Raw genomic sequence first — 14,522 nt, 5'->3', positions numbered from 1 at the left:
CGAGCCACGGCACACGCGAAGGTGAGGCACGGCACCTTCGATCGGGAGTGGCGCACTCTCGACACGAATTGCCGCACTTTCGATCGGGAGTGGCGCACTCTCGATGCGAACCGGGTCCCTCGCGAGCCCCCGCTACCCGCCCGACACGGCGTTGACGATGTGCACGCGGGCGCCGGGCGGCACGAGGGCGGCCTCGCCCGCACCGCGGGTCACGTCCTCGCCGTCGACGAAGACCTTCACGTGTCGGCGGATCCGGCCGCGCTCGTCGCGCACCTTGCCGTCGAGGATCCGGTGTTCGGCGAACGCCAGGTCGAGCAGCCTGCCCACCGTCACTGTCTCGCCGGACACGTCGACCGGGATCTCCGGCACGCCGCCGACGAGGTCGCGCAGCAGGCCGGGCAGGATGACGCGCACGGGGGCGGGCGGCATCCGGGACCCCTTGCGGCTCAGGGCAGCCGGGCCGCGCGGACGGCCAGGACGTCGGGCAGCTGCGTAGCGATCCGGGCGAAGGTCTCGCCCTCGTCGACCGAGACGAAGACGTCACCGTTGCGGGTGCCGAAGTAGACGCCGACCGGGTCCGCGGTGTCGAGGGCGGCGGCATCGCGCAGCACGCAGGTGTAGCTCTCGGCCGGCAGCCCGGTGGCCTGCATCCGCCAGGTGCGCCCGCCGTCGTCGGAGCGCTGGACCTGCAGCCGTGCGCCCGGCGGGATGCGCTCGCCGTCGTTGGCGACCGGGATGTTCCAGACCGTGCCCGGCCGGGTCGGGTGGGCCAGGATCGCGAACCCGAAGTCGGTGGGCAGCCCGTCGGCGATCGAGACCCAGGTCGCGCCGCCGTCGTCGGACCGGTAGACCCCGCGGTGGTTCTGGGCGTAGCACGTGCCGTCCACGCCGCGGGCGACCTTGTGGACGCACTGGCCGTACTCGGGGTACTCGTTCCCGGGCATGAAGTACGCCGAGATCCCGGGGTTGCTCGGCGCCCACGAGGCGCCCCCGTCGGCCGACCGGTAGACCCCGCCCGCGCTCATCGCGACGAGCAGCCGTTCGGGGTGCCCCGGCTCGAGGATGACGGTGTGCACCGCACCGCCGCCGAAGCCGGGCTCCCAGTGCGGTCGGTGCGGGTGGTCCCACAGCCCCCGGACCAGCTCGTAGTGCTCGCCGCGGTCGGAGCTGCGGAAGAGCGCATGCGGCTCGACGCCGGCCCAGACGACGTCGTCGTCGTTCGGGTCGGGGGTCAGCTGCCAGACCCGCTCGAGCGCGGTGTCGGTGTCGGCCGGGAAGGCGAGCACCCGCTCGGGGCTCTCGGTCCAGGTCCGGCCGCCGTCCACGCTGCTCTGGACCGTGGGCCCCCAGTGCCAGTGCTTGACCCCGGCCAGGACGGTCGAACGGCCCGCCCGCGTGTCCACGGCGACGGACGCGACCTCGCTCATCAGGAAGTGCGGACCCTCCAGCCGCCAAGCCTGCCGGTCGTCGGAGCGCGCGAGCCACAGGCCCTTGCGGGTGCCGACGGCCACGATCGTCTCGGTCATGTGGACAGTGTCCACTGCCCCTGTCACGCCCGACAAGAGGATTGCGAGGAGAGATTGACCGAATGCCGCCCAACCCCGCTCCGCGGGCCCGCGCACTCGCGCCCGGGGCCGGGTCCACGACGGGTCAGGTCACCACGTTGGCCAGCTGCCGGCCGTCGCGCAACGCCTCGACCTGCCGGCGGATCAGCGCCAGCGACCGCGGGCGCATCGCCCGGGTCGCACCACCGGCGTGCGGCGTGACGATCACGCCGGGGGTGCTCCAGAGCGGATGCCCGGGCGGCAGCGGCTCCGGGTCGGTGACGTCGAGCGCCGCGCGCAGGCGCCCCGAGGCGCACTCCGCGACGAGGGCGTCGGTGTCGACGATGGCGCCGCGGGCGACGTTGACCACCAGCGCGCCGTCGGGCAGCCGGGCCAGCAGGTCCCGGTCGATCAGCCGCCGCGTGGCGTCGGTGAGCGGCACGACGACCATCAGGATGTCGGCCGCCGCGGCCAGATCCGGCAGCCGACCGACCCCGTGCACCCAGTCGACCAGATCGTCGCCGGCCCGGGGTCGCGACGCGACGACGGTCAGCTCGACCTCGAAGGGGCGCAGCCGGCTGGCGATGGCCCGCCCGATCTGGCCGTAGCCGAGCAGCAGCACCCGGCTGTCGGCGAGCGAGCCGCGCAGGCTCCAGTCCTCCCACTCGTGCCGCTCCTGCCGCACCAGGAAGCCGGGCAGCCCGCGCTGCGAGGAGAGCGCGAGGGCGACGGCGAGCTCGGCCGTGCTCGCGTCGTGGACCCCGGCGGCGTTGCACAGCGTGACGCCCACCGGCAGCAACGGCAGGACGTCCTCGTAGCCGGCGCTCTGGATCTGCACCGCCTGCAGCACTTCGGCGCCCGCGAGCAGCTCGTCGTAGGCCACCCGCTGCAGGTAGGGGGCCACGACGAACCGCAGCTCACCCACCCGGGGATGCGGCCCGCGCATCGGCCACACGAGCGTCTCGACGCCGGCGAGACCGGCGAGCCCAGCGGCATACCCCTCGTCGGGGACGGAGACGACGACCGGACCGGTGTTCATGGCAGCACGCTACCGAGGTTAGGCTCCACCCGTGTCTGCGCCCCACGTCCGCTCGGTCAACATCGGGCCCGGCGTGCCGAGCCCGCACACGTCCGCCCCAACGACGGGGATCGACAAGCGGCCGGTGGACCACGTCGAGGTGCGCGACCCGGGGCCCAAGCACGGGGGCCTGGGCAGCGGCTGCGTCGGCGACACCATCGGCGACCGGCGTCACCACGGCGGGCGGACCCAGGCGGTCTACGCCTACGCCCGCGAGGACCTCGACTGGTGGGCGGAGCGGCTGGGCAGGCCGCTGCGCGACGGCGCCTTCGGGGAGAACCTGACCACCGTGGGCGTCGACTGCACGACCGCGCGCATCGGGGAGCTGTGGCGGGTCGGCGAGGTCGAGCTGCGGGTGGAGGTGCCGCGGATCCCGTGCCGCACCTTCGCCGGCCACATGGGCATCCCGGGCTGGGTGCGCCGGTTCACCGCGGCCGGCCGCACCGGCGCGTACCTGTCGGTCGTGCGGCCGGGGACGATCCGCACCGGCGACCGCGTCACCGTCGAGCGGCCCGACCACGACATCACGCTGCTGCTGGAGTTCCGGGCCGCCACCGGCGACCGCGCGGCCGCCATGCGCGTGCTCGACTCGGGGGTGCTCGCCCCCGAGGAGCACGACTGGCTCGCGGGCCGGCTCGCCCCCCGGTGACAATGGGGTATGCCGCTCAGCGAAGTCCCGCACCGTCGCCGCCTCGCCGGGGTGGCCGGCGCCGCCGCCCTGGCCCTGCTCGCGGCGGCCTGCACCGGCCCACCAGGGCAGGGTGGCGCCGCCGGGCCCGCACCCACCACCGCCGCGTCCACGACCGGGCCGGCCGCGGGGACGCCGACCTCGAGCGGGTCACCCTCGACGACACCGGCGCCGCCCGTGGCGTCCACCCCGCCGGTGCCCCTCGACAAGCCGGCCTTCACGGTCGCCGGGGGCCTGAAGGTCCCGTGGTCGATCGCGCCGCTGCCCGACGGCTCGGCCCTGGTCAGCGAGCGCAACACCGGCGACATCCACTGGGTGCCCGCCCCGGGTCGGCCCGGCAGGCCCCACGTGGTCGGGCACCTCGACATCCACCGGCAACCGGGCGAGGGCGGCCTGCTCGGGCTGGCCGTGCCCCCGGACTTCGCGGCCGACCCCGTCTTCTACGCCTACTACACCTCCGACAGCGACAACCGGATCGCCGCGGTGCCGTGGGAGGGCGACCGCATCGGCACCCCCCACGTGATCTTCCGGGGCATCCCGAGCGGGACCAACCACAACGGCGGGCGGATCGCGTTCGGTCCGGACGGATACCTCTACGTCGGCACCGGCGAGTCCGGCGACAAGCCGCTCTCGCAGAACCTCGGCTCGACCGGCGGCAAGATCCTGCGGATCACCACCGCGGGCAAGCCGGCCCCCGGCAACCCGTTCGGCGGGTCGCCGATCTGGACCTACGGGCACCGCAACGTCGAGGGGCTGGCCTGGGACGCCCGGGGCCGGATGTGGGCGAGCGAGCTGGGCGAGAACACCTGGGACGAGCTGAACCTGATCAGGCCCGGCCGCAACTACGGGTGGCCGGAGGTCGAGGGACGCGCCGGCAACCCGGACTACACCGACCCGGTCGCCGAGTGGCACCCGGCCCAGATGTCGCCGAGCGGCATCGCGGTCGGGCCGGACGGGGCCGTCTACATCGCCGCCCTGCGGGGCCAGTCGGTCTGGCGAGTGCCGATCCGGGCCGACGGCAGCGCCGGCAGCCCGACCCGGCACCTCGAGGGGACGTACGGCCGGATCCGTGACGTGCGCTTCGTGCAGGGCCGGGCCTGGATCCTGACCAGCAACGGCGCGAACGACCGGCTGGTCTCGCTGCCGCCCGCCGCGCTGGGCGTCGCTCGCTGAGGCGGAGGGCCGCCGGCTCGGACAGGTCGTGGCTCGGGCGAGCCGGGGCTCAGGCCTTCGGGAAGGCCGGCGGGTGCACCCCAGCCATCGTCTCGAGGATCCGCACCACCTGGCAGCTGTACCCGAACTCGTTGTCGTACCAGACGTAGAGCACGACCCGGTCGCCCGCCGTGATCGTCGCGCGCCCGTCCACGATGCCGGCGTACTGCGAGCCGACGAAGTCGCTGGAGACGACCTCGGGCGAGTCGACGAAGTCGAGCTGCTTGTGCAGCGGGGTGTGCAGCGAGGTCCGCCGCAGGTAGTGGTTGATCTGCTCCTTGTCGGTGGGCCGCTCCAGGGTCAGGTTGAGGATCGCCATCGACACGTTCGGGGTGGGCACCCGGATCGAGCTGCCGGTGAGCCTGCCGGCCAGCTCGGGCAGCGCCTTGGCGACCGCCTTTGCCGCACCGGTCTCGGTCAGCACCATGTTGAGCGCGGCCGACCGGCCCCGGCGCTCGCCGCGGTGGAAGTTGTCGATGAGGTTCTGGTCGTTGGTGAACGAGTGGACCGTCTCGACGTGACCGCCGACGATGCCGTACTCGTCGGAGACCGCCTTGAGCACCGGGACGATGGCGTTGGTGGTGCACGAGGCGGCCGAGACGATCGGCTCGTCCCCGATCACCGACTCGTTGATCCCGGCCACGACGTTGGGCAGCTCGCCCTTGCCGGGCGCGGTGAGCAGCACCCGCGAGACTCCCGGGCAGGACAGGTGCTGGGCGAGCCCCTCCCGGTCACGCCACCGACCGGTGTTGTCGACCACGATGGCGTCCTCGATGCCGTATGCCGTGTAGTCGACGCCCGCAGGGTCGTCGGAGTAGATGACCTGGATGAGCGTGCCGTTGGCCAGGATCGTGTTCGCCTCCTCGTCCACCGTGATCGTGCCCTGGAACGAGCCGTGCACCGAGTCGCGGCGCAGCAGGCTGGCCCGCTTGACCAGGTCGTTGGCGGCTCCCTTGCGCACCACGACCGCCCGCAGCTTCAGCCCGTCGCCCTTGCCCTCGTGGTCGATCAGGATCCGGGCCAGCAGCCGGCCGATCCGCCCGAAGCCGTAGAGCACGACGTCCTGCCCGGCCGGCCCCTCGGCGGGGCGGGCGCCCTTGCGCCCGACGAGGTCGCCGAGCTCGCTTCGGACGAACTCGCCCAGGTCCCGCCCGGCCGCCTCCAGCTTGTACTTGCGGTTCAGCCGGGCGAGGTCGACCGAGGCGGCACCGGGCTCGGCCGCGGCGACGGCCTGCAGCAGCGGCAGCGTGTCGGCGAGGTCGAGCTCCACCTCGTCGACGCGGCGCGCGAAGCGGTGCGCCTTGATGATGTGGATCGCGGACTCGTTGATCAGGCCCCGGCCGTAGACCGAGGTCACGACGTTGTTGTCGCGGTAGAGGCTCCCGATGACCGGGATCATCGCCTCGGCGAGCGCCAGACGGTCGGACCAGTCCTCGTAGTGTTCGTCGGCGGTTTGGCTCACGGCTGCTCCCTCTCACCTTCCCGGGCCCGGCCCGGCTCGTGCGGCGCACGGCCGCCTTGATGTGCGCCGGCCCGCGGTGCCGTGCCGGCGGTCCTGCTACGTCAGCTTGTCGAGGATCAGCTCGCGCGCCCGCCCGGCGTCGGCCCGGCCCTTGGTCGCCCGCATCACCTGGCCGATCAGCGCCCCCACGGCCTGCACCTTGCCGGCGCGGATCTTGGCCGCCACGTCGGGGTTGGCGACGATGACCGCCTCGACCGCGGCCACCAGTGCGCCTTCGTCGCGGACCAGCTCGAGGCCCCGCGCGTCGGCCACCTGCACCGGCCGGCCCGCACCGTCCAGCACCCCGTCGAGCACCTGCCGGGCCAGCGAGTCGTTGAGCCGCCCGGCCACGACCATGGCCTCGAGCTCGGCGACGTCGGCCGGCGCGAACCCGACCTGCGCGGCATACGTCACGAGGTCCTGCGCGGCGCCGTTCGCACGCCGCGACGGCTCACCCAGCCACCACTTGCGGGCGGCCTGCGCGCTCGCCCCGAGCGAGACGGTCTGCTCGATGAGCTCGAGCGCACCGGCGTTGACCACGTCGCGCATCTCCAGGTCGCTGTAGCCCCAGTCGGCCTGCAGCCGCCGGCGGCGCTCGGCGGGCGGCTCCGGCAGGGTCGCCCGGAGCGCCTCGACCGTCTCGCGCGCGGGGGCGACCGGCACCAGGTCGGGCTCGGGGAAGTAGCGGTAGTCCTCGGCGTCGGACTTCTCGCGCCCGGACGTCGTGACGCCGGTGTCCTCGTGCCAGTGCCGGGTCTCCTGCAGGATCGCGCCGCCACCCGCGAGGACCGCTGCGTGCCGGGCGATCTCGTACCGGACGGCCCGCTCGACCGAGCGCAGCGAGTTGACGTTCTTGGTCTCGGTCCGGGTGCCGAGCGGGACGGCGAGCTGGTCGGCGCCGCGGGGGTCGGCGCCGACCCTGGGCCGCAGCGAGACGTTCGCGTCGCAGCGCAGCGAGCCCTGCTCCATCCGGACGTCGCTGACGTCGAGCGCCCGCATGAGGTCGCGCAGCGCCGACACGTAGGCCCGGGCCACCTCCGGGGCCCGCTCCCCCGCCCCGACGACCGGCTTGGTGACGATCTCGATCAGCGGGATGCCCGCGCGGTTGTAGTCGACGAGCGAGTGGTCGGCGCCGTGTATCCGGCCCGTGGCGCCCCCGATGTGCAGCGACTTGCCGGTGTCCTCCTCCATGTGGGCCCGCTCGATCTCGACCCGGAAGGTCTCGGTGCCGCCGGCCCCGTCGTCCACCTCGACGTCCAGCCAGCCGTCGTGCGAGATCGGCTCGTCGTACTGCGAGGTCTGGAAGTTCTTCGGCATGTCCGGGTAGAAGTAGTTCTTCCGGGCGAACCGGCACCACGGGGCGATCTGGCAGTTCAGGGCCAGGCCGATGCGGATCGCCGACTCGACCGCCCGCGCGTTGACCACCGGCAGGGCGCCGGGCAGCCCGAGGCAGACGGGGCAGACCTGGCTGTTGGGCGGGGCGCCGAACGTGGTCGCGCAGCCGCAGAACATCTTCGTCGCGGTGTTGAGCTCGACGTGGACCTCCAGGCCCAGGACGGGGTCGAACCGGGCGAGCGCCTCGTCGTAGTCCATGACCTCGTCGCTCGTCAGCGCTGCCGTGCTCACCGTCAGGCTCCCTTCTCCGTCGTACCGTCGAGCTCCGGGGCGCGGTCGAGCAGCAGTCCGCCCCACCGCTGCGCGAGCGCCCGTTCGAGCGCGGCGCCGACGCTGTAGAGGCGGTCGTCGCGCATCGCCGGGGCGAGGACCTGGATGCCGGCCGGCAGGCCGTCCTCGTCGGCCAGGCCCGAGGGCAGCGAGATCCCGGGGACGCCGGCGAGGTTGGCCGGGATGGTCGCGATGTCGTTCAGGTACATCGCCATCGGGTCGGCCAGCTTGTCGCCGAACCGGAACGCGGTGGTCGGGGCGGTCGGGCTGAGCAGCACGTCGACCTGCTCGAAGGCGCGCTGGAAGTCCTGCGCGATCAGCGTGCGCACCTTCTGCGCCGAGCCGTAGTAGGCGTCGTAGTAGCCCGAGCTGAGTGCGTAGGTGCCCAGGATGATGCGGCGCTTGACCTCGGGCCCGAAGCCGGCCTCGCGGGAGGCCGCCATGACCTGCTCGGCGCTCGGGTCGGCCACACCCTGCGGACCGACCCGCAGGCCGTAGCGCATCGCGTCGAACTTCGCCAGGTTCGAGCTCGCCTCGCTCGGCAGGATCAGGTAGTACGCCGCAAGGGCGTACTCGAAGCTGGGGCACGACACCTCGGCCACCTCGGCGCCGCCGTCGACGAGCAGCTGCACGGCCTCGTCGAACCGGGCCCGCACGCCGGGCTGGTAGCCGGCCCCGCCGAGCTCGCGCACGACCCCGACCCTCAGGCCGTGCACCCGGCCCGCGCGGGCCGCCGCGACCACCGGCGGCACCGGCGCGTCGATCGAGGTCGAGTCCATCGGGTCGTGGCCGGCGATGACGCCGTGCAGCAGCGCAGTGTCGAGCACCGTCCGGGCGCACGGGCCGGCCTGGTCGAGGGACGAGGCGAGCGCGACGAGCCCGTAGCGGGAGACCCCGCCGTAGGTCGGCTTGGTCCCGACGCTGCCGGTCACCGCGGCCGGCTGCCGGATCGAGCCGCCGGTGTCGGTGCCGATCGCCAGCGGCGCCTGGAACGAGGCGACGGCCGCGCTCGAGCCCCCGCCCGAACCGCCCGGGATCCGCTCGAGGTCCCACGGGTTGCGGGTCGGGCCGTAGGCGGAGTGCTCCGTCGAGCTGCCCATCGCGAACTCGTCCATGTTCGTCTTGCCCAGGATCGGCATGCCCTCGGCGCGCAGCCGGGTCACCACCGTCGCGTCGTAGGGCGGCACCCACCCCTGCAGGGTGCGGCTTCCGCAGGTCGTCGGCAGCCCACGGGTCGCCATCACGTCCTTGACCGCGACCGGCACGCCCGCGAGCGCCGGCAGCTGCTCCCCGGCGACCCGGCGCTGGTCGACCGTACGGGCGGTCGCGAGCGCCCCGTCGGGGTCGAGGTGCAGGTAGGCGTGCACCTGCCCGTCGACGGCCGCGATGCGGTCCAGGTGCGCCTGGGTCACCTCGACCGACGAGACGCTCCGGCTCGCGAGCGCCTCGGCGAGCTCGGCGGCGGTGGCCCGGGTCAGATCGGAGTTCACGTCAGTTCCCTTTGTCGTCAAGCAAGTTCGCTGGGAGGGTCGGTATGCCGCCCAGCCGGCTGAGCGGCATACGTGACCTCAGTCCTCGGTCAGGATGCGCGGCACGCGGAAGCGCTGCTCCGCCACCTCGGGGGCGCCGGACAGCGCCTCGGCCGGGGTGAGGCTCGGGCGCACGACGTCGGGCCGGGTGACGTTGGTCAGCGGCACGGGGTGCGACATCGGCGCGACCCCCTCGATCGGCGCCTGCTGCACCTTGGCGACGGCGGCCAGGATGACGTCGAGCTCGCCGACCATCCGGTCGAGCTCGGCGTCGCTGAGGTCGATGCGGGCGAGCATGGCCAGGTGCGCCACGTCGTCGCGGGTGAGTGAGGACATGCGGGCCAGTCTAGGTGGCCCTGCGGAGCCCCGCCGACCGCGCACACGCCCACATCCGCCGCCCGCCTCGCTCGGCGCCCGCCCCCGTCGGGCGGGCACTTCCGCAGCCCGGTCGACCGGTCCGGGGCGGTCAGTCCGGCGAGCCGGTCTGCAGCAGTCGGACGAACTGCGCCTCGTCCAGCACCGGCACCCCGAGCTGCTCGGCCTTGGCCGCCTTGGACCCGGCGCCCGCGCCGACGACGACCCAGTCGGTGTTCTTCGACACCGAGCCGGCCGCCTTGCCGCCGCGGGTGACGATGGCCTCCTTGCTCTCGTCGCGGGAGAAGCCCTCGAGCGTGCCGGTCACCACGACGGTGCGGCCCGCCAGGGTCCGTTCCAGGGACTCCTGACGCTCCTCGGCCATCCGCACCCCGGCGGCGGCCCACTTGTCGACGATCGCCAAGTGCCAGTCCACCTCGAACCAGGCGCGCACCGACTCGGCGATCACGCCGCCGACGCCGTCGGCCAGGGCCAGGCGCTCGGGATCTGCCGTGCGGATCTCCTCGACCGACCCGAACTCGCTCGCGAGCGCCCGTGCCGCGGTGGGGCCGACGTGCCGGATCGACAGGGCGACCAGGACCCGCCACAGCGGCTGGGTCTTCGCCTTCTCCAGCTCGGCGAGCAGGCGCTCGCCGTTCGCCGACAGGACGCGGCCGTCGGCGACGTACTCGGGCGGGTCCGACTTCTTCGCGGCCCGCGTGTAGAGCGCGACCCCGGTGAGCCGTTCGCGGGTCAGCCCGTACTCTCCCGCCCGGGGGCTGTCCGCGGGCGGGGGGAACAGGTCGCCCTCGTCCGTGACCGTCCCCGACTCGAGCAGGGCGAGCGCGCCCTCCCAGCCGAGCGCCTCGATGTCGAGGGCGCTGCGGGCCGCCAGGGCGAAGAGCCGCTCGCGCAGCTGGCTCGGGCAGGACCGGGCGTTCGGGCAGCGGATGTCCTTGTCGCCCTCCTTCTCGGGGGCGAGGGGGGTGCCGCAGGAGGGGCACTCGCTCGGCATGACGAAGGCCCGCTCCGTACCGTCGCGCAGCTCGACCACCGGCCCGACGATCTCCGGGATGACGTCGCCGGCCTTGCGCAGCACCACCGTGTCGCCGATCAGCACGCCCTTGCGGGCTATCTCGTGCGCGTTGTGCAGGGTGGCCTGCTCGACGGTGGAGCCGGCGACGACCACGGGCACCATGACGCCGTACGGCGTGACACGCCCGGTCCGGCCGACGTTGACGCGGATGTCGAGCAGCCTGGTGTTGACCTCCTGCGGCGGGTACTTGTAGGCGACCGCCCAGCGCGGTGCCCGCGAGGTCGTGCCGAGCCGGTCCTGCAGCTCGATCTCGTCGACCTTGACGACCACCCCGTCGATGTCGAACAGGCCGTCGTGCCGGTGCTCGCCGCAGTAGGTCACGTACGCCTCGACGCCGGCGATGTCGTCGAGCACCCGGTAGTCGCTCGCGGTGGGCAGCCCCCAGGCGTGGAACACCTCGTAGGCCTCGCTCTGCCTGGCGATCTCGATGCCGCGCCGGGCGCCGATGCCATGGACGAGCATGCGCAGCGGCCGGCTCGCGGTGACCCGGGGGTCCTTCTGCCGCAACGACCCCGCGGCCGCGTTGCGGGGGTTGGCGAACGGCGCCCGGCCCGCCTCGACGAGACCGGCGTTCAGGTCGGCGAAGGCCGCCGTCGGGAAGAAGATCTCGCCGCGGATCTCGATCAGCTCCGGCAGGGAGGTGCCGTGCAGGCGGGACGGTACGTCGCCGATCGTCCGGACGTTGTGCGTGACGTCCTCGCCGGTACGGCCGTCACCGCGGGTCAGCGCCCGGGTCAGCCGGCCACGCTCGTAGAGCAGGTTGATGGCCAGCCCGTCGATCTTGCGCTCGGTGAGGAAGTGGCACCCGGTGTCGACCTGCCGCTCGACGCGCTCGAACCAGGCGCGCAGCTCGTCGAAGGAGAAGACGTCGTCGAGGCTGAGCATCCGCTCCAGGTGGTCGACCGGCTCGAAGCCGGTGGCGAAGGCGGCGGCGCCGACCTGCTGGGTCGGGCTCTTCGGGGTGCGCAGCGCCGGCCACTGCTCCTCGATCGCGTTCAGGCGCCGCATGATCCGGTCGTACGCGGCATCGCTGAGCGTCGGGGCGTCGCGCACGTAGTAGGCGAACTGCGCGGCGGAGGCCTGCTCGGCCAGCTCGATCCACTCCCGGTGCACCGCCGCCGGGACGTCGGCGCCCGGGCCGGCACCGGTGCCGACGGTCGGATTGGTCTGGGTCACCTGTCCATCCTGCCAGCGGGCCGCGAGCGGTACCGCCGGGCCCGGGGTGGCCCACCCTGCCCACCGCGAGGTGGGGGCCGGTCGCCCCCCACGAGCTGCCCCGGCGCCACGACACGACGCGCCGACGTTTTGGCGATCTTGGCACCTATCGGGGACACTGGAGCCCGGAATGTGATAGAGGGGCCGATGCTGCGCGACTGATGCTGCGCGACTGCGGGACGGCCGGACCAGAGAGGATGCGTGTGCAGGTCAAGGGTAGGTCGAAGTCGATGGCAGCAGGTCTGGCGATCATCGCCATGATCGGGTTGTCGGCGTGCAACGCCACTGCCAACGCGGGCTCCCCGCCCGTGGCCGAGGGCGGCTCGGCACCGTCGACCAGCAGCACCCCGGCGACGCCGCCGGTCGACTGGGTCACCACGCCCGGCGACAAGGCCTCGGACGTCCCGGTCGACACCCGGGTCACGGCGCAGGTGGAGTCGGGCACGCTCGCCCAGGCGTCGCTGTCCTACCTGAGCAAGAAGGGCAAGCACGTGGCCGTCGACGGCTGGCTCGAGTCCGGCACGTGGACCGCCAAGGACCTGCTCGAGCCCGGCGTGAAGTACACCCTGAGGATGGAGGGCCACGACGAGTCCGGCGCCTTCGTCTCGACGACGCAGACCTTCCGCACCGCCAACCTCACGCTCGACGACCAGATCTACGTCAAGGTGATCCCCGACGGCCAGACCGTCGGCGTGGGCATGCCGGTCATCGTCACCTTCGACCTGCCGGTCGTCGACAAGGCCAACTTCGAGAAGCACATGAAGGTCACCTCCACGCCGGCGCAGGCCGGGTCGTGGTACTGGCTGTCCGACCGCGAGGCGCACTGGCGGCCCAAGAGCTTCTGGAAGCCCGGCACCAAGGTGCACGTCGAGGCCGACCTCAACGGCGTGCCGGCCGGTGGCAAGCGCTTCGGCGAGCAGTCCCGCACCGCGGACTTCACCGTGGGCCGGTCGGTCATCGCCAAGGTCAACCTCAGGACGCACCAGATGGACGTCTACGTCAACGGCGACAAGGTCCGGCGCATCCCGATCTCCGGCGGGCGTCCCGGCTGGGAGACCCGCTCGGGCGTCAAGGTCATCATGGCCAAGTACTCGCAGTTCACCATGAAGGCCGAGTCGATCGGGCTCAAGCCGGGCGACGCGGCCTACTACCACGACGTGAAGGTCAACTACGCGCTGCAGCTGACCCACTCGGGCGAGTTCCTGCACACCGCACCGTGGTCGGTGGCCCAGCAGGGCTATGCCAACGTCAGCCACGGCTGCACGGGCATCAGCAACGTGGCCGGCGACTGGGTGTGGGACAACTTCCGCATCGGTGACGTCGTGGAGACGACCGGGTCGAACAAGCCGATGACGATGGGCAACGGCTACGCCGACTGGAACCTCAGCTGGAAGCAGTACGAGAAGGGCTCGGCCCTCTGACCGGCTAGCCGGCGGCGCGCTCGGCCAGCTCGCCCGCGGTCTCGACCGCGGCTCGCTGCACCGCGCGCGCCACCCCGGCGGACCGTCCGCCAAGCCCGCACGTCGGGGTCACGACCACGTCGCAGAGCGAGCTCAGCGGCATACCGACCCCGCGCCAGGGGTCCACCAGCGCGTCGGCCAGCTCCGGCACGCGGGTGCGCGCCCCGTCGGTGGGCACGATGCCGGCATGCAGCCGGATGCCGCTCTCCGCCGCGACCGCCACCCCCTCCCACCCGCGCGGACCGAGCAGGGTGCAGTCGAGGCTCAGGGCGGTCGGCCCGGCCGAGCGCAGCAGCGGCAGCGGCGGGCGGGCCGCGCAGCAGTGGACGACGGTGGGGCCCTCGTGTGCGGCCAGCACCGTGCGCAGGCCGGCCAGCGCGACCTGCGGGTCGACGGCGGGCAACCGGCCGAAGCCCGAGGCGGTGGGCAGCCGCCCGTCGAGCACCGCCGGCAGCGAAGGCTCGTCCACCTGCAGGACGACCTCGGCGCCCGGGACCAGGCCCCGGACCGCCGCGACGTGCCCGCGCACGCCCTCCGCGAGGGACTCGACGAGGTCACGAGCCGCTCCCTCGTCGACCACGGCCCGCTCGCCCCGCGGGAGCCAGATGCTCGCGGCGAGGGTCCACGGCCCGGCGACCTGGAGCTTGAGTGGGCCGGTGTGGCCGTCGAAGGCCTCGGCCAGCTCGTCGAGGTCCTCGCGCCAGAGCGCCGCGGTGCGGCTCGCGTCGCGGCCGGGGCGGTCCACCAGGCGCCAGCCGACCGGCTGCAGGTCGACGGGCAGCTCGACGAGCAGGCCGGCGCCGCGCCCGACCAGGTCGGCGCCAGGACCCCGCTCGGGCAGCTCGGGGAGGTAGGGCAGGTGCCCGTCGAGCAGCTCGCGGACCTGCGCGAGGGCGTCGCGGACCGACGTGCCGGGCCAGGACCCGATCCCGCTCGCGATCGTCACCCCCGGCACTCTAGTCGCGCCCCCTCCCCCATCGAGCGTGCACTTCTCCCGATCGACCGTGCACTTCTCCCCATCGAGGGTGCAGTAGTCCTGATCGACCGTGCACTTCTCCCCATGTAGCGTGCAGTAGTCCTGATCGACCGTGCACTTCTCCCCGTCGAGCGTGCAGTAGCCCCGATCGACCGTGCACTTCCCCCCCATCGAGCGTGCAGTAGTCCCGATCGACCGTGCAGC

Annotated in this window: 12 protein-coding genes; 3 read left to right on the top strand and 9 right to left on the bottom strand. The window is 73.4% G+C overall.

Annotation, left to right across the window (positions count from 1 at the left end):
* Positions 1-132: 132 nt before the first annotated feature.
* From WMI84_RS11925 to WMI84_RS11915, 3 genes are all read right to left on the bottom strand, one after another.
* On the bottom strand, positions 133-429 hold the full coding sequence (locus tag WMI84_RS11925; protein WP_347353410.1) for a MoaD/ThiS family protein: 297 nt from the start codon (positions 427-429) through the stop codon (positions 133-135).
* A 17-nt stretch (positions 430-446) separates the two neighbouring features.
* A complete protein-coding gene (locus WMI84_RS11920) occupies positions 447-1,526 on the bottom strand; it encodes a sialidase family protein (protein WP_347353408.1) in 1,080 nt (359 codons plus the stop codon).
* 124 nt (positions 1,527-1,650) lie between these two features.
* Positions 1,651-2,583 (bottom strand): 2-hydroxyacid dehydrogenase, encoded by a 933-nt coding sequence (locus WMI84_RS11915; protein WP_347353406.1) that lies wholly within the window; start codon positions 2,581-2,583, stop codon positions 1,651-1,653.
* 31 nt (positions 2,584-2,614) lie between these two features.
* Here WMI84_RS11915 and WMI84_RS11910 point away from each other — a divergent pair, with 31 nt between their 5' ends.
* Positions 2,615-3,271, top strand: coding sequence for an MOSC domain-containing protein (locus tag WMI84_RS11910; protein ID WP_347353404.1), 657 nt, complete (start codon positions 2,615-2,617; stop codon positions 3,269-3,271).
* A 9-nt stretch (positions 3,272-3,280) separates the two neighbouring features.
* Positions 3,281-4,483 (top strand): PQQ-dependent sugar dehydrogenase, encoded by a 1,203-nt coding sequence (locus WMI84_RS11905; protein ID WP_347353402.1) that lies wholly within the window; start codon positions 3,281-3,283, stop codon positions 4,481-4,483.
* A gap of 49 nt (positions 4,484-4,532) precedes the next feature.
* Here WMI84_RS11905 and WMI84_RS11900 read toward each other — a convergent pair whose 3' ends face one another.
* The 5 genes from WMI84_RS11900 to ligA form a co-directional block, all read right to left on the bottom strand.
* The gene (locus tag WMI84_RS11900; protein WP_347353400.1) at positions 4,533-5,984 is read right to left on the bottom strand and encodes a glyceraldehyde-3-phosphate dehydrogenase; all 1,452 of its coding nucleotides are present in this window, start codon (positions 5,982-5,984) and stop codon (positions 4,533-4,535) included.
* Between the two features lie 96 nt (positions 5,985-6,080).
* Positions 6,081-7,616, bottom strand: coding sequence for an Asp-tRNA(Asn)/Glu-tRNA(Gln) amidotransferase subunit GatB (gene gatB / locus WMI84_RS11895; protein ID WP_347353412.1), 1,536 nt, complete (start codon positions 7,614-7,616; stop codon positions 6,081-6,083).
* Between the two features lie 35 nt (positions 7,617-7,651).
* On the bottom strand, positions 7,652-9,178 hold the full coding sequence (gene gatA, locus WMI84_RS11890) for an Asp-tRNA(Asn)/Glu-tRNA(Gln) amidotransferase subunit GatA (RefSeq protein WP_347353399.1): 1,527 nt from the start codon (positions 9,176-9,178) through the stop codon (positions 7,652-7,654).
* A 78-nt stretch (positions 9,179-9,256) separates the two neighbouring features.
* Positions 9,257-9,553: an Asp-tRNA(Asn)/Glu-tRNA(Gln) amidotransferase subunit GatC gene (gene gatC / locus WMI84_RS11885; RefSeq protein WP_347353397.1), complete on the bottom strand. Its 297-nt coding sequence runs from the start codon at positions 9,551-9,553 to the stop codon at positions 9,257-9,259.
* 130 nt (positions 9,554-9,683) lie between these two features.
* A complete protein-coding gene (gene ligA / locus WMI84_RS11880; RefSeq protein WP_347353395.1) occupies positions 9,684-11,843 on the bottom strand; it encodes an NAD-dependent DNA ligase LigA in 2,160 nt (719 codons plus the stop codon).
* A 269-nt stretch (positions 11,844-12,112) separates the two neighbouring features.
* Here ligA and WMI84_RS11875 point away from each other — a divergent pair, with 269 nt between their 5' ends.
* On the top strand, positions 12,113-13,303 hold the full coding sequence (locus WMI84_RS11875; RefSeq protein WP_347353393.1) for an Ig-like domain-containing protein: 1,191 nt from the start codon (positions 12,113-12,115) through the stop codon (positions 13,301-13,303).
* A gap of 4 nt (positions 13,304-13,307) precedes the next feature.
* On the opposite strand, the gene WMI84_RS11870 is transcribed toward WMI84_RS11875, so the two are convergent.
* Positions 13,308-14,288 carry a methionine synthase gene (locus tag WMI84_RS11870; protein ID WP_347353391.1) on the bottom strand — a complete coding sequence of 327 codons (981 nt, stop codon included), beginning with the start codon at positions 14,286-14,288 and terminating at the stop codon, positions 13,308-13,310.
* Positions 14,289-14,522 lie beyond the last annotated feature (234 nt).

It is taken from the genome of Intrasporangium sp. (genome assembly GCF_039812505.1).
In the GTDB taxonomy this organism is placed as follows: Bacteria; Actinomycetota; Actinomycetes; order Actinomycetales; family Dermatophilaceae; genus Intrasporangium_A.
Note: the sequence above shows the minus strand (reverse complement) of the source record. Positions and strands in the feature narration are given on the sequence as shown.

What these genes read in the sequence shown, in the direction of transcription:
- WMI84_RS11925 (WP_347353410.1), bottom strand. Translation starts at nt 429, where the DNA reads ATGCCGCCCGCCCCCGTGCGCGTCATCCTGCCCGGCCTGCTGCGCGAC.
- WMI84_RS11920 (WP_347353408.1), bottom strand. Translation starts at nt 1,526, where the DNA reads ATGACCGAGACGATCGTGGCCGTCGGCACCCGCAAGGGCCTGTGGCTC.
- WMI84_RS11915 (WP_347353406.1), bottom strand. Translation starts at nt 2,583, where the DNA reads ATGAACACCGGTCCGGTCGTCGTCTCCGTCCCCGACGAGGGGTATGCC.
- WMI84_RS11905 (WP_347353402.1), top strand. Translation starts at nt 3,281, where the DNA reads ATGCCGCTCAGCGAAGTCCCGCACCGTCGCCGCCTCGCCGGGGTGGCC.
- gatB (WP_347353412.1), bottom strand. Translation starts at nt 7,616, where the DNA reads ATGGACTACGACGAGGCGCTCGCCCGGTTCGACCCCGTCCTGGGCCTG.
- gatC (WP_347353397.1), bottom strand. Translation starts at nt 9,553, where the DNA reads ATGTCCTCACTCACCCGCGACGACGTGGCGCACCTGGCCATGCTCGCC.
- WMI84_RS11875 (WP_347353393.1), top strand. Translation starts at nt 12,113, where the DNA reads ATGGCAGCAGGTCTGGCGATCATCGCCATGATCGGGTTGTCGGCGTGC.